At 41.7% G+C, this 14572-nt stretch carries 13 protein-coding genes; 8 read left to right on the top strand and 5 right to left on the bottom strand.

Annotated elements, in window-relative coordinates; genetic code table 11:
* Positions 1-71: 71 nt before the first annotated feature.
* From luxS to trmH, 5 genes are all read left to right on the top strand, one after another.
* Positions 72-581, top strand: coding sequence for an S-ribosylhomocysteine lyase (gene luxS / locus DC094_RS13960; RefSeq protein WP_116687712.1), 510 nt, complete (start codon positions 72-74; stop codon positions 579-581).
* 72 nt (positions 582-653) lie between these two features.
* Positions 654-1289: a guanylate kinase gene (gene gmk, locus DC094_RS13955; protein WP_116687711.1), complete on the top strand. Its 636-nt coding sequence runs from the start codon at positions 654-656 to the stop codon at positions 1287-1289.
* Positions 1290-1469: 180 nt separating this feature from the next.
* Complete coding sequence (gene rpoZ / locus DC094_RS13950; RefSeq protein WP_116687710.1) at positions 1470-1712, top strand: DNA-directed RNA polymerase subunit omega; 243 nt, start codon at positions 1470-1472, stop codon at positions 1710-1712.
* A gap of 5 nt (positions 1713-1717) precedes the next feature.
* On the top strand, positions 1718-3883 hold the full coding sequence (gene spoT, locus DC094_RS13945; protein WP_241504055.1) for a bifunctional GTP diphosphokinase/guanosine-3',5'-bis pyrophosphate 3'-pyrophosphohydrolase: 2166 nt from the start codon (positions 1718-1720) through the stop codon (positions 3881-3883).
* A gap of 99 nt (positions 3884-3982) precedes the next feature.
* Entirely contained in the window at positions 3983-4675 is a 693-nt protein-coding gene (gene trmH / locus DC094_RS13940; RefSeq protein WP_116687709.1) for a tRNA (guanosine(18)-2'-O)-methyltransferase TrmH, read from the top strand.
* Positions 4676-4800: 125 nt separating this feature from the next.
* On the opposite strand, the gene DC094_RS13935 is transcribed toward trmH, so the two are convergent.
* On the bottom strand, positions 4801-6795 hold the full coding sequence (locus DC094_RS13935) for an FG-GAP-like repeat-containing protein (protein WP_116687708.1): 1995 nt from the start codon (positions 6793-6795) through the stop codon (positions 4801-4803).
* A gap of 394 nt (positions 6796-7189) precedes the next feature.
* On the opposite strand from DC094_RS13935, the gene DC094_RS13930 reads away from it, so the two are divergent.
* Entirely contained in the window at positions 7190-7918 is a 729-nt protein-coding gene (locus DC094_RS13930) for a response regulator (RefSeq protein ID WP_116687707.1), read from the top strand.
* A 79-nt stretch (positions 7919-7997) separates the two neighbouring features.
* A complete protein-coding gene (locus DC094_RS13925; protein ID WP_116687706.1) occupies positions 7998-9257 on the top strand; it encodes an ATP-binding protein in 1260 nt (419 codons plus the stop codon).
* 17 nt (positions 9258-9274) lie between these two features.
* On the opposite strand, the gene DC094_RS22755 is transcribed toward DC094_RS13925, so the two are convergent.
* The 4 genes from DC094_RS22755 to DC094_RS13905 form a co-directional block, all read right to left on the bottom strand.
* A complete protein-coding gene (locus DC094_RS22755; protein WP_304598351.1) occupies positions 9275-9808 on the bottom strand; it encodes a sugar O-acetyltransferase in 534 nt (177 codons plus the stop codon).
* Between the two features lie 428 nt (positions 9809-10236).
* Complete coding sequence (locus DC094_RS13915) at positions 10237-11151, bottom strand: pseudouridine-5'-phosphate glycosidase (RefSeq protein WP_206605663.1); 915 nt, start codon at positions 11149-11151, stop codon at positions 10237-10239.
* Between the two features lie 2 nt (positions 11152-11153).
* Positions 11154-12236 carry a PfkB family carbohydrate kinase gene (locus DC094_RS13910; protein ID WP_116687703.1) on the bottom strand — a complete coding sequence of 361 codons (1083 nt, stop codon included), beginning with the start codon at positions 12234-12236 and terminating at the stop codon, positions 11154-11156.
* A 338-nt stretch (positions 12237-12574) separates the two neighbouring features.
* Positions 12575-13015, bottom strand: a complete 441-nt coding sequence (locus DC094_RS13905; RefSeq protein WP_116687702.1) for a hypothetical protein — start codon at positions 13013-13015, stop codon at positions 12575-12577.
* A 474-nt stretch (positions 13016-13489) separates the two neighbouring features.
* Here DC094_RS13905 and rsgA point away from each other — a divergent pair, with 474 nt between their 5' ends.
* The gene (gene rsgA / locus DC094_RS13900) at positions 13490-14533 is read left to right on the top strand and encodes a ribosome small subunit-dependent GTPase A (RefSeq protein WP_116687701.1); all 1044 of its coding nucleotides are present in this window, start codon (positions 13490-13492) and stop codon (positions 14531-14533) included.
* Positions 14534-14572 lie beyond the last annotated feature (39 nt).

Below are 14572 nucleotides of genomic sequence, written 5' to 3'. Positions count from 1 at the left end.
CTAAAGGGTCTATTAGCCAACGCAACATCTAGGTATAATTGCCGCCTTTCGCCAGTATGAGAATCTCCTAAATGCCGCTTCTTGATAGTTTCCGTGTTGATCACACTCGAATGAAGGCACCAGCCGTTCGGGTTGCCAAAACCATGCAAACTCCTGGTGGAGATACCATTACTGTTTTTGATTTGCGTTTTACTGCGCCCAATAAAGACATTCTCAGTGAGCGCGGCATTCATACGCTGGAGCATTTGTTTGCCGGTTTTATGCGTGATCACCTGAATGGCAATGGGGTTGAGATCATCGACCTTTCCCCTATGGGCTGTCGTACCGGTTTTTATATGAGCCTGATTGGCTCGCCTGAAGAAGGCAGAGTGGCTGATAGCTGGAAGGCTGCCATGGCTGACGTACTGGAAGTTGCAGCAGAAAGTGACATTCCTGAACTGAATGAGTACCAGTGCGGTACTTATGACATGCACTCCCTGCCAGAAGCCAAGCAAATTGCCAGCACCATTCTGGCCAGTGGCATTAGAATTAATTCCAACGAAGAATTAAATCTTAGCGACGACTTTCTTAAAGGCCAGTAAGCCTTTACTTGGTAGATTTTTTCAGCCACCAACCATCTGGTTTGGTGGCTGTTGTTATTCAGGGTTTAAAAAATGACAGCCAATATCTGCAATGCCTTGTCGGGGCACTTGTATATAGTTGCAGCACCTTCGGGTGCCGGTAAAACCAGTTTGGTTAAAGCATTATTGGATCGTAGCCAGGGTGTGACTGTTTCGGTTTCTCATACCACCCGTGCCATGCGTCCGGGCGAAGCAGATGGTGTGAACTACCATTTTACTTCGGTAGAGAATTTTCAAGCGATGCAATCTAGCGCTGACTTCTTGGAATCAGCTGAAGTGTTTGGCAATTTCTACGGCACCTCGCAAAAAGCCGTTGAGCAACAGCTGGCACAAGGTACCGATGTTATTTTGGAAATTGACTGGCAGGGTGCTGAGCAAGTTCGTCGCTTGAACCCTGACTGTACCGGGATTTTCATCCTGCCACCCAGCCAACAAGCGCTGCGTGAGCGGTTAAATAATCGTGGACAAGATAGTGAAGAGATCATTGATGCTCGAATGGCTGAAGCGATCAGCGAAATGTCTCACTATGCAGAATTTGATTATTTATTAGTCAATGACGATTTTGATATCGCGCTTAATCAACTGGATTCGATTATCATCACCAGAAGATTGCAGTTACAAAATCAAGCAATAGCCCAAAAAGGCTTACTGCAAGAATTACTGGCCTGAGATTAGGCCGATACCCAGAATATTTAGCGATACTAGTAGACAGTGAATGTCCTTGTATCTGCAAGTATGAAGAGTCTGATTATTATTGATTTGAGCGCATTGAATGATCTTCGGTTGAAAATAGGTTCAGCCCAGATTGTTTGTTAGAATTTGCCTCTTTTATTCCTCTGGAGCGAAAAAATGGCACGAGTTACTGTTGAAGATTGTCTAGGTGAAGTAGAAAACCGCTTTGAACTGGTTCGCGTAGCAGCTATCCGTGCTCGCCAGTTAGCTACTGGTACTTCCGATGCAAAATTGGATTGGGAAAACGATAAGCCAACAGTTTTGGCTCTGCGCGAAATCGCGGCAGGTGCGGTAACTGAAGAAGGCATGCGTTTAGAAGAAGAAGCTCGTGAAGCCGCACAACATATGCAGGGATTCTAATCGTAGTGAGCGAAGCATCTGCTGTACAGCCGGAAAAGGACTATATATCCGGGCTGGAAAAACAGCTGCTGACCTACCTGGACGGAGATCAGGTGAGTCAAGTACGCGCAGCCTATCAGCTGGCCAAGCTAGCTCATGACGGGCAGATGCGCCGCTCAGGCGAACCCTATATATCACATCCAGTTGCCGTGGCGAGAATTCTCGCCGGCATGCGGATGGACCATCAAAGCATTATGGCGGCCTTGCTGCATGATGTGATTGAAGACACTGATTACACCGCTGAAGATCTATCGGAAAAATTCGGTTCCGATGTTTCAGAACTGGTGGAAGGTGTCACCAAGCTGACCCAAATTAAATTCGAAAATCGCACCATTGCCCAAGCGGAAAACTTCCGCAAGATGGTGTTGGCGATGGCCAAAGATATTCGAGTGATTTTGGTAAAGCTGGCCGACCGGCTGCATAACATGCGAACTTTGGGGCATTTAGCACCCGAAAAACGTCGCAGAATCGCCACCGAAACTTTGGAAATCTACGCACCGGTTGCTAACCGGTTGGGTATGAACACCATTCGTATCGAGCTGGAAGATTTAGGTTTTGCCGCCATGTACCCCTATCGTGCCAAAGTGCTACGAGAGTCGGTACGCAAAGCCAGAGGTAATCGCACCGAGATTATCTCAACCATTGAAAGCGCTGTTCTGGAATGTCTGGAACGTGAGGAAATCGGCTGCAAGGTTTATGGGCGTGAAAAACACCTGTATAGCCTTTACCGCAAGCTGAGAGCCAAAAAAGAAGATCCCGGCATCCGCGCCAGAACCCTGCATGAAATTACCGACGTTTACGCCTTTCGCGTAGTGGTCGATAAGGTCGATACCTGTTATCGAGTGCTCGGTGCGGTACACAACTTGTACAAACCAAGACCGGGCGCTTTCAAAGATTACATCGCCATTCCTAAAGCCAATGGCTATCAGTCGATTCATACCGTTCTGGTTGGCCCTTACGGGGTGCCGGTTGAAATTCAGATTCGTACTGAAGACATGGACCGAATGGCCAATAACGGTATTGCAGCGCACTTCCTTTATAAGTCAGATGACGATGGCAGTGGCCGCTCTAACGCCCAACAGCGTGCCCGCAAATGGATTCGTGGTCTGCTGGAAATGCAGCAACAAGCCGGTAATTCGTTGGAGTTTATCGATAACGTTAAAGTCGATTTGTTCCCCGATGAAGTCTATGTGTTTACGCCTAAAGGCAAGATTATGGAAATGCCCCGCGGCGCGACTGTAGTTGATATGGCCTATGGCATTCACACCGACTTGGGCAACCGATGTATTGCAGGCAAGGTTGACCGACGACTCGTCCCATTAAGTACGCAACTTAATAATGGCCAAACCGTTGAAATCATCACCGCGCCGGCCGCAAGACCCAACCCAGCCTGGCTTAACTTTGTTGTCACAGGTAAAGCCCGCGCCAGTATTCGCCACCATCTGAAAACCCAACGCCGCTCTCAATCTATCTCGCTTGGCAATCGCCTGTTAGATAAAGAGTTAGTGTCCAGTGGCTTCAGTACCACTCAGTTAGATGATGATCAGCGGAAAAAACTGTTAGAGCATCTGGGAACAGAAAACTGGGATGATCTGTTAGAAGATATCGGTCTCGGAAATCGAATGGCGCCTTTAGTAGCTCAAGTATTAATTAGCGAAGAGCAACAATCGTCTAATTTAGATGAAAATCCATTAGCGATTAAAGGCACCGAAGGACTGGTGATTAAATATGGCCGCTGTTGCAGGCCCATTCCTGGTGATCCAATTGTTGGCTACCTGAGCGCTGGTAAAGGCCTAGTTGTTCACGTTAATAACTGTAATAACGTATCTGACCGTGAAAACCATCCCCATAAAATCTTACCCATGCAATGGGATGATGAAGTGGTGGGAGAATTCCTGGCAGAGCTTAGAGTTGAAGTAACCAACCAACGCGGCGTACTGGCTCGATTGGCAATGACGGTTGCCGATTGCGATGCCAATATCGAAAATATCACCACTGAAGATCGTGATGGCTTAATTAGTGTAGTGAGTTTCACCGTTGCGGTGAAAGGCCGAGTTCACCTAGCTCGTGTTATTCGAAAATTACGCCATGTTGAAGGTACCGCGCGGATTGTTCGCGGCCACAATCTGTAGTTTTTTAGGTTGGTTTACTTAATATAATTTTTAAACAGCAGCCATTAGCGCTGCTGTTTTTTTTGATTCAGATAAATTAATACTGCAGGAAATTTTGGCATGACCCCTGAACGCTTGGCTATTTTGGATGACGCAATTACTCGCCGCCAACCGGATTTAACGGTTTTAATGGATAACGTAAATAAACCGAGAAATGTCGCCGCAGTGATTCGCACTTGCGATGCAGTTGGTATTTCAAAAGTCCATTGTGTTTATCCACACGATCGCATGAGCAGTTTTGGCGGCACTGCCATGGGTGCCGACCGTTATGTCGAAAAGCAATTACACGATGATGCGCTAAATGCAGTATCTCAACTACAAGCTGAAGGTAAGCAGGTATTGGCGGCGCATTTATCAGATAGTGCAGTAGATTTTCGAGATATCGACTATACCAAACCGACTTGCATTGTATTAGGCCAAGAAAAACGCGGTGTACCAGAAGCCACCCTAGCAGCAGTTGACCAGCATATTATTATTCCGATGCTGGGGTTAACTGAATCATTGAATGTTTCTGTTGCAGCCGCTTTGATTTTATTTGAAGCGCAGCGCCAACGCATGCGGGCCGGTATGTATACATCAGGCAGTAAAATGTCGGATGAAGAGCGCCGCCGGTTATTATTCTGTTGGACCCAACCTAAATTAAAATATTTTTGTGATGAAAAGCGTATACCCTATCCGCCAGTAGATGAATATGGCGAGCTAGTGAACCCATCACAATGGTATGCTTCTATTAGAGAACAACAGCAGTCATAAACAATATAAAAAATAGCCATGTAAATGTCTGCACCAGCATCCATGCTTATTTACGGTATAAATTACATCTATATAAATACAAAGCCATACCCGAAAGGATATGGCTTTGTATTTCAAAGTTTGATTTATTCTCTAAATTTCTTTCTAAAGATCACAGCAGCAGATGAAATACTGAATAATAGTAATAACCAACCAAATCCAAATACACCACCATTATTCTCAGATGTACTACTAAATGAAATTGCTGATGATCCGGTCAGCGGATTCAAGAACACACGAACCCCAGCCCCTGTTTTAGATACTGTTACCAAGTCAGGAAACGTATCATCATTAAGGAACCCTGATACCACTAGAGATTGCTCTGGAAGGTTCAAAGTATAATCAGCCAAACCAAACACGTTACTCTGATTAGTCCAAACCTGCGTACTACCATCCTTATTTATCACAACAATGTCATTATCATTATCAGATTCAATATCCATTATATGAGTAGTATTCAGATCATTACTGATAAAGCTGGTTGAAGTGCTAAAACTATAATCAGAGTTAATATATAACCGACTAGTATTATTTCTCTGCAAATCAGTCCGCCTAGTTACAACAGAAGTCAGCAATAAATCTTTATCTCCATCACCATTAGCATCGCCAATAGTCAAATATTTCGGTTCACTAATTACCTCTGAAGAAAATGTTTTAACTTGCTCGAGGAAGTTAGTGTTAATGTTCGAGCTAAAAACACTATTTTTATTATTTTTATAAATAGCTGAATTAACCGGTGTCTGAGAGCTACCTTCATCAAAAGTTCCAACCATAATATCCTGGTAACCAGATTTATCACCTGATAAATCGTCAATCGCAACCAGAGCCGTTTGAATATTGCCGGTATGAATATTAATGTTATTTGCCGTACTAAAACTTCCATTGGTATTTCTGTAAACAATCGTATTGCTATCACCCGCCTGGCTACCAATAATTAAGTCAGTATATCCGTCATTATTGACATCACCAAAATCTAGTTTGTCTGAATTAAACCGGATGCCATCAATATTTCCTCGAACTTGAAGCTGTCCATTAGCATCTGCTTCAAAATGAATAATTCGCCCATTCAAACTCTGGCCAGCACCACGATGGGTGATTGCAAAAATATCGACAAGTGAATCATTATCAATATCTGCAGCAGCAACAGCCCGAGTTCTTAAATAACCCGCTTGAACAACTGGTGCAGCAAAGGTGCCATTACCTTGATTTAACATCACTGACGGATATCCTTCGACCGGAAATAAAACTAAATCAGGCCTAGTATCTTTATTCAGATCTTCAAGAATGATAGCGGCTGCATTTTCAGAATAAGCTCTCGCCTGACTAGCGGCATTAAATTCTGCAGAATAAGCATAAAAATTGCGCTCTGAGCGGTTATTTGCAGTGTCTATATCCGTTAATCCAGAACGAAATACTTCAGCTACTACAGCAATTCTTCTATTAGCGCTTGGAGTAATCGAAAATTGGCGCTGCACTTCACCTGTGGCAGGTATTGCCAAATTACATGAAATCTCTTTACCTTCTAATATATTGGATATTACGCAATCGTCATTAGTGTTTGTCAATGACACACTACCACTGAATGTTGCAGTTACGGTCGCAGTAGAAGCTGCTGCATGGCTGTTAAGATTCTGGGCTGTCAAAGTATAAGTTGTGGCTTGATCAGTAATGCCTGACTTAGCACTAAATGACTGCAACACCTGATAATCCTGATTCACGGCATCATATATTTTAAGCGTAAAATATTCAGTATCCGAAAGTGATGTCGCATCTTGAGCACGAATATATAATTGGTAAATACCCGGTGTCGCAATTAAGCCAGAAATAGCGCCAGTAGCCGAATTAACAGACACACCGGTTACTGCAGGATAAGTCCAATTTTGAAAAGTAAATGCGCCACCGTTAGTATCTGAAATATCAATATTAAAGTTGAATGCTTGACCGCTTAAAGCAGAAAATGAACTTGGGCTCAATACTGGACCAATATCTGGTAGTGCTTGTGCCGAGGAAAACGAAGGGAGTAGTGATAAAATTAATCCTGGAAGCACAAATCTAGAAGGTTTTCCAAACAGCTTATTCATATTTTAACCTTGGCTTAAATGAAACAGATACCGATTAATAGGAAACTACTATTGCCTAAAAATTATTCAGCATAGCAATTAGATTGAGAAATCAGGGTGGGCAACTTTGCTAGTCATAGTATATCTCCTTTACTGTAGACCAGAGTCAGCTAGCTTTTTTTCCATTCAATCCAATCAATTGCACTTCCAGAGTATCAATCAGTAAAATTTCTGCTATTTCAAGCATTCATAAATTAAAGTTATTAGATCATATAAAAATCATATGGCTGCGGGTCATAAAAACTTGCGATAGATCAATAAAATCTACTTATAATTGCTGCGTTGATACTGATAAATCAACCAGAAACGCTTTTCTATTCAACAAATCGCTATAATCGCTCTAGGCAATCGGGGAATGAGAGCAACAGTGATTAGTAAGTGTATTTTTCTGGTTGAGGATGATCTGAAGCTGGCTGAGTTACTCACCAGTTATCTGCAAAGCCATGGCTTGAATATTCATCACTTCGCCACTGCACAAAGTGCTGTTTCACAAATCAAATTAACACCCCCTGAGCTCATCGTCCTCGATCTTATGCTTCCAGATCTAGATGGTCACGAGGTATGTCGTCAGATTAGAAGTGACTTCAATGGCTCAATTATGATGTTTACCGCCAGCGAAGATGATACAGACCAGTTAACTGCTCTTGATTTAGGTGTCGATGATTTTGTAAAAAAACCGATTCAACCACGTGTATTATTGGCCAGAATCAATATGTTATTACGTCGACAACAGCAAAATATTAGGCCTGTCAAACAAAACCAACTTGAATTTGGCACGCTACATATTAATCAGCTACAACAGACCTGCTTTTTGAATAAACAAGAACTTTTAATGACACCATCAGAGTTTAAAATTCTCTGGCAATTAGCTAGCCATGCCGAACAAGTGCAAAGCCGGGATCAATTGCTGCAATCACTTTCTGGGCTTGAGTATGATGGGCTCAATCGAACCATTGACAACAAAATCGCTCAATTGAGAAAGAAACTAAGCGACAACCCTGGAAGGGCGAAAGGCATTATTACTGTGCGCAACAAGGGTTACATGTTCGTTCCTGAGTTTTGGGCTACCAATACCGAACAGTAGTTACATTCCCATACAAAGTAATCAGTCTTAATTTTTATTCTCTATGGCATAATTAGGGTAGTTAACAAGGCCGATTACTATGACTCGACTATTTATTTCTCTTTATATAGGTTTTTTGCTGATTGTTTTCAGCATATTTTTTTCTATCAATCTGATTGATATATATTTATTTGATGACAACGTTAACCAACAATATGCAGAACAGTTCTCTGCTGAAGTTGAATTGATTGATCAAATTATACAAGAAAATCCATCTGCTAATTTACAAGCATTGCTAGATCTTGTTTCAAATAAAAACCAACAATTAATCACAGCGATCGATAAAGAGAATATTCCTCCTTCAATACTTAAAGCCCTAGAAATAAAAAAAGTATGGTTCGATGATAATGAATTTGATTATTTTCGCCTCGACTACAAAAACCAATTCTATAAAATAGAGATTAATGACAACCACCCTTTGATTATTAAAGATGATCACAGCATGGCAACTGCAATGTTTATTTTGTTCTTAATTGCAGCTATGGGTAGTGGAATATGGTTGTTTAGTTTACACCGAAAGCTAAGTTTTCTAGAACAAGCAGCCAATCGATTTGGTTCTGGCAACTTCACAACTCGCGTCAGTGAAAAAAGCCGCCATAAAGTTGGTAAATTAAATCTGCATTTTAACCAAATGGCACAGCAAATTGAGCAGTTAATCGCTAGCCACAAGCAGCTTACCAATATGGTGGCACATGAATTACGCTCACCTATCTTCAGACTACAATTACAAGTTGAGTTACTGGCTGAATCACCACAACAACAGACTGAGCAAAGAATTCAGTCATTAGAAGAAGACCTATATTTACTGCAAGATCTTGTCGATGAATTCTTACAATACAATCGTTTGGAGCGTCCTGATCAAAAAATTGATCTTACAGTAATATCGCTGGCTGAACTTATTCAGCCCGTAATTCAAACTATTGACTCTCAAATCATTAAAATTCACTATTCAACCAATGCCAACTCAGAAGCTAAAATAACTGTTGATAAAAATAAAACACAAAGAATTTTAAAGAATCTATTAGAAAATGCGCAAAAATATGCAGACAACAGCATTCTATTATCTACAAACATCATAAATTCACGGCTAATTATTACAGTGGAAGATGATGGCATTGGTATCGATCCATCAAATTTTGATAAGATTTTTCAGCCGTTTTGCAAGCTAGATAAGAAGTCTGGATATGGATTAGGATTAGCTATTTGTCAGCGATTACTTCAAATATCTAACGGGGAGATTAAAGCAGGAACAAGCTCAAGTTTAGGAGGCGCTTGCTTTACTATATCACTGCCTATTTAGGCTGATTGAATCAGACGCTATTTCTGTAAAATCACTTGAGCTGGATTACCAACAGCCCGACTGTCAGCAGGAATATCTTTGGTGATCACTGCACCCGCTCCAATAACTGAGCGTTTGCCAATCTTAACGCCTGGCAGGATGATTGCTCCACCACCAATCCAAACATCATCTTCTATTGTTACAGGTAACGCTTTTTCTATCCCTTGTGCTCGTAATTCAGAGTCGAGGTCATGTGCCGCAGTATAAATTTGTACATTGGGCCCTAACATACACCGAGAGCCAATAGTGACCCATGCATTATCTAAAATAGTACAGTTGAAATTGATAAAGCTCTCTTCTCCTATCAAGAGATGAATTCCATAGCTACAGTAAAATGGCTGATTGATTAATGCATTTTTTGCCATGTTTGGTACTAATTCCCGCATATTTTGTTTGACCATTGCAGAATCAGTAATATCGACCAAGTTAAATAACTGCATCTTTTTCTGGCATTGCAGGCGTAACTGGCTTAATTGCTCATCGAGACAGTTATAATTTTTACCTGACAGCATTTTTTTTACTGCGCTATGCATATTAAGGCTCATCGTCATACATGAATAAAAAAGCAATCAATGCCAATCAATATATTGAAAAGATGATACATCCTAAGTAAATATCCTATTTCATGCAAGAAGCTCAAACATTTGACGACAAACAGTCACTTTTAAGTTAGTTCCTATAGAGATTATCCAAAAGTTAACTTCTGAAACTGATCCACAAATCTAACTATAGAGACTTGTTTAAATTAAATTATTTAATTATATTGTTATAATATAACCAAAACAAAAAGCTACTTATTAAACAACGGTCACTATTTAATTTGTTTTTATCTGGGCAGATGTTTGTTAAGTAGTCTATTTTGAATAGGTAAAAAAAAAGGCTGTGCACTAAGACACAGCCTGAAGGGTCCGGAGGTTTTCACCTCCGGGGTCCGGGAACTTTACAACTTGCAATAATCCGCAGCAATTTTCGATGCTAAACGCGCATTATTCATAACTAACTCGATGTTGGACTTTAAACTATCACCGCCAGTCAACTCTTTGACCCGTGACAGTAGAAACGGTGTTGATTGCTTACCTTTTACGCCCTGCTCATCTAATTCTTTTAACGCTTGCTCAATTGCTGCGTCAATAACATCACGTGGCATAGAGTGCTCATGCGGAATTGGGTTAGCGATTACTACGCCACCTTTCAGGTCTGCATCCCACTTAGCTTTCAATGCCGCAGCAATTTCTTGCGAACTATCTAGTTGATGGTCGACTTCAAAATTACTTTCACGATTATAAAAAGCCGGCATCTGCTTAACGCCATGACCAATGACGGGGACACCATTGGTTTCGAGGTATTCTAAAGTCAGACCAATATCGAGAATTGATTTACAGCCCGCGCAAATAACGGCTACATCGGTTTTTGCAAGCTCTTGTAAATCAGCAGAAATATCAAACGATGTTTCTGCGCCACGGTGAACACCACCAATACCACCCGTTGCAAAAATTTTAATGCCTGCCATAGCTGCGGCAATCATTGTAGTTGCAACGGTAGTTGCACCATCCATTTTTTTAGAAAGAATAATCGGTAAATCGCGACGACTTGTTTTGATAATACCTAAACCGGTTTTTCCAAGGTGCTCAATTTCGGCGTGAGTTAGACCGACTTTTATCCGACCATTAATAATTGCAATAGTTGCAGGTACTGCGCCATTTTCTCTGATGGTTTCTTCAACTTTCAACGCGGTCGCCACATTATCTGGATACGGCATTCCGTGAGAAATAATCGTAGACTCTAGAGCTACAACAGGTTTATTGGCTTGTAGTGCTGCTTTAACGTCGGGGTGAATATCGAGATATGGGTTCATCATTATTTCCTGAGCTGTCGCTTAACCGCAGCGGCGCTAAGCGCCGGATTAACTGTCGAGTGATATGTCAGAGCCATAGCCGCGCAAGCTTGTGCGGTATCTACGGTCTGGTTTAAATCTAAATTTTTTAAATGGCTGTGTACCAAGCCTGCCATTAAGGCATCTCCTGCACCTGAAACACTAATAACTTTGCAGGGCTTTGGTTTAATCATCAGCTGTTGCTGACCATCACTTGCAAACAAACCGTCACCACCAAGACTAATAAATATTTTGGCGACACCTTGAGCATGAAACCATTGCGCACAGTTTTTTAAATCTTGCTGATCTTTAACTGGCTTGCCCCATAATAATTCTGCTTCCATAACATTGGGTTTCAAACAATGAATACGGTTTAACCAAGGCTTTAATTTTTCAGCCTTACTGGCTGAAACACAATCAGCAAAAACAGGCGCTAGCGGCTTTCGAGTAAATAAATATTCCAGTGCAGCTGATGTTAAATTGGCATCAATCACCAGCGCTTTACTATGACCAATACTAGAAGCTTGGTCAGCCAACACTTCAGGCGTTAAATCATTGATAGTATCCATATCGTTGATTGCCTGAACTAGTTCATGCTGATGATCAAGAATCGATAAATATACTGAAGTACGTCGGCCAGAAAGCTGTCGAATTGATGAAACATCAACTCCTGCATCTGCTGTCGCAGCAATCAACTGCTGGCCCGCTTCATCAGCTCCCACCACTGAAACCATGCGAACTTCATGGCTCAAACGTGCGATATTTTCGGCAATATTTCTACCGACGCCACCAGGGGTCATTGAGACTTGTCCAGGCAACGAATCACCGGCAATCCCGGCTTTAGCAGGAATGCCCTGAATATCTAGGTTACAACCGCCGATCACCATTACTTCTAGCGGATCGTTCAGTAAATAACCTTTACCGCGGACATAGCCTTTACGAGTCAGGTTCATAATATGACTGGCGGCCGCTTCTCGACTAATCCCTAAGTGTTCACCAAGAACCTTTTGTGAAATCAAAGGGTTTTGTCTAATCAAAGCTAAAATTTGTTGTTCGCGTTCTGTCATTTTGGTGCCCGCTGGCTGCTTTCTAACAACAGTGGGCAGCGCTTACAGCAACAAAACCCAACAGATGTTAATAATGGCTCACACATGTTGAGGTGGCATTGAAGCATGAAATTTGACGAGGTGCAATTCGCAGGGACTGCAAAACTTAATTGAGTTAAAGGAACTGGAAGACAGATCAAATTACCGAAAGGAATCGCAATCAAATGCGCAGGCTGCGCTAATCACAGAGTTTGGATAGTAATAAAAGAGAAGGGCTCAAGAAATGGGGAATATTCTGAGCCCTATAGAAATAACCGACTGGTAAAAAACTGAAATGATAAAGCTAGGCTAAATTGACGCTAAAATACTAAGTTAATATCACGTCCATCAGAAATTTTACAACTGCCAATGCCGCCACCATCTATACCAAAAGATGGATCTGAAAATTGAAATTGGCACTTCATGCTATTACCACGATTACCAATCAACAATGCTTGGGTTTTCGAGCTGGTCGTTGTCGAATCACCTAGTAGCAATGAATCATCATTTGAAGATTCACCAATACTCCAAGTTGAGCCTGACTGGCTAGTCGACTGCTGAACAAACTTGCCATTAAAAACTTCACCATCGGGCATACTGACTGTCAGCTTGCCATCATTGGCAAAAATATCTTGAGTATATTCAAATGAAACATTCGAACCACCCGAGCTAACACCTTGAATACTTCCAGTGCTTTCGCAACCGGTTAACAGCAACAACGACATCGCACAGGCGCCAACCAACTTATTTACTATTTTCATAACGCAACCACTCCCATCAATTAACACCATGCTAGTAAGTCAGGGTCATCTATTACAAGATGTTTTTTGTACCCTTTTGTAATGATTAGAAATCATCACTATTTTTAGACTTTGGTTAATTTAAAAATTATCAATTGTAGCTAAATGAAACAACTGATAATCTTTGCTGGAATTTTAAATAGTTCTTGTGAAACTCACCTGGAGGAATTTTATGATTGTATTCAACGCACCACGGGCAATGGGTCTGTAACAGCTAACCTGTTTTATGATTGAGCATTCTGGTTATCATTGTTTTTATAACAATTTTCAACCGTGTCTGTTTCTTTACGTTATCTAAGTGTTGAAGCTGCTGTCACAGCAATCTAAACATTAGTAGTGAAAACACCCTTTCTTGCCCGGTATTCAACCGGGGCCAAAAGCCCCTGAGATATTCTCAGTCTTGTGCGCATAATTTTTATGCGTCGGGGGTAATCAATGCACGACTTTTCTAAACTGAGCCAACTTGGCTGGCGTACCCATTTTCAGCAGCAACTTTCTTTACAAGAGCTGGAAACACAGCAGGCATATCGAGTTATTGCACAACATCGATCAGGTTATCAACTTGCAGGTGTATCAGGCGAGTATCATCTCGCTATTGGCCATTCAATGCCGCTGATTACAGTGGGTGACTGGCTGCTACTGAATAATGATATGAGTTTTTATCGGTTGCTTAAACGCACATCTCTTTTCAGCAGAAAAGCACCGGGTAGCAAATTGGACACCCAGCTAATTGCTGCCAATGTTGATACTGCTTTCATCGTTTGTTCATTGAACTACGACTTTAACTTGGGTCGTATTGAACGTTATTTATCTTTGGTGAATCAGGCAAATGTCGAACCTGTTCTGGTACTGAGCAAGCTTGATGTATGTACTGATCCAGATATTTATATCGATCAATTAAAGCAACTAAATTCCAATTTGATTATTGAGCAGGTCAACGGACTTGATGCTTCATCTACAAGTGTTTTACAGCCGTGGTGCAAAGATGGACAAACCGTAGTTTTTATCGGTTCATCAGGCGTGGGGAAATCAACCTTAGCCAATACCCTGGCCAACTCAGAGACATTTGCAACGGGTGGTATCCGAGAAGATGATAGTAAAGGAAGACACACTACAACTTCTCGAGCACTCAAGCAGATAGCTTTGGGTGGCTTGCTGCTTGATACCCCTGGAATGCGTGAACTGCAACTAACCGACTGCGAGCACGGCGTTTCATCGACATTTGATGATATTCAAAAGTTGGAGCAACAATGCCGATTTAACAACTGTCAGCACCAGAACCAACCTGGCTGCGCTGTTACTGCTGCAATAGAAGCCGGCGAACTAGAACCTAGACGATTACTCAATTACCAAAAGCTGCTTCGAGAGCAGGCCAACAATACCGCCAGCCTAGCCGAAAAACGCGCACATTTTAAAAGTCAGACCAAAATGTATCGCAATATTCAGACAGAAAGCCGAAAACGAAAGAAAAATAACTAATTTTTTGATCTGAATAATGTGGTGTTTTTTTTGCCGCCA

Origin of the sequence: Pelagibaculum spongiae (assembly GCF_003097315.1) — a bacterium.
Taxonomy (GTDB): domain Bacteria; phylum Pseudomonadota; class Gammaproteobacteria; order Enterobacterales; family Pelagibaculaceae; genus Pelagibaculum; species Pelagibaculum spongiae.
Note: the sequence above shows the minus strand (reverse complement) of the source record. Positions and strands in the feature narration are given on the sequence as shown.

Excerpts from the sequence above, each read along its gene's own strand:
- luxS (WP_116687712.1), top strand. The coding sequence starts at position 72 with ATGCCGCTTCTTGATAGTTTCCGTGTTGATCACACTCGAATGAAGGCA.
- gmk (WP_116687711.1), top strand. The coding sequence starts at position 654 with ATGACAGCCAATATCTGCAATGCCTTGTCGGGGCACTTGTATATAGTT.
- rpoZ (WP_116687710.1), top strand. The coding sequence starts at position 1,470 with ATGGCACGAGTTACTGTTGAAGATTGTCTAGGTGAAGTAGAAAACCGC.
- trmH (WP_116687709.1), top strand. The coding sequence starts at position 3,983 with ATGACCCCTGAACGCTTGGCTATTTTGGATGACGCAATTACTCGCCGC.
- DC094_RS13935 (WP_116687708.1), bottom strand. The coding sequence starts at position 6,795 with ATGAATAAGCTGTTTGGAAAACCTTCTAGATTTGTGCTTCCAGGATTA.
- DC094_RS13930 (WP_116687707.1), top strand. The coding sequence starts at position 7,190 with ATGAGAGCAACAGTGATTAGTAAGTGTATTTTTCTGGTTGAGGATGAT.
- DC094_RS13925 (WP_116687706.1), top strand. The coding sequence starts at position 7,998 with ATGACTCGACTATTTATTTCTCTTTATATAGGTTTTTTGCTGATTGTT.
- DC094_RS22755 (WP_304598351.1), bottom strand. The coding sequence starts at position 9,808 with ATGCTGTCAGGTAAAAATTATAACTGTCTCGATGAGCAATTAAGCCAG.
- DC094_RS13915 (WP_206605663.1), bottom strand. The coding sequence starts at position 11,151 with ATGAACCCATATCTCGATATTCACCCCGACGTTAAAGCAGCACTACAA.
- DC094_RS13910 (WP_116687703.1), bottom strand. The coding sequence starts at position 12,236 with ATGACAGAACGCGAACAACAAATTTTAGCTTTGATTAGACAAAACCCT.
- DC094_RS13905 (WP_116687702.1), bottom strand. The coding sequence starts at position 13,015 with ATGAAAATAGTAAATAAGTTGGTTGGCGCCTGTGCGATGTCGTTGTTG.
- rsgA (WP_116687701.1), top strand. The coding sequence starts at position 13,490 with ATGCACGACTTTTCTAAACTGAGCCAACTTGGCTGGCGTACCCATTTT.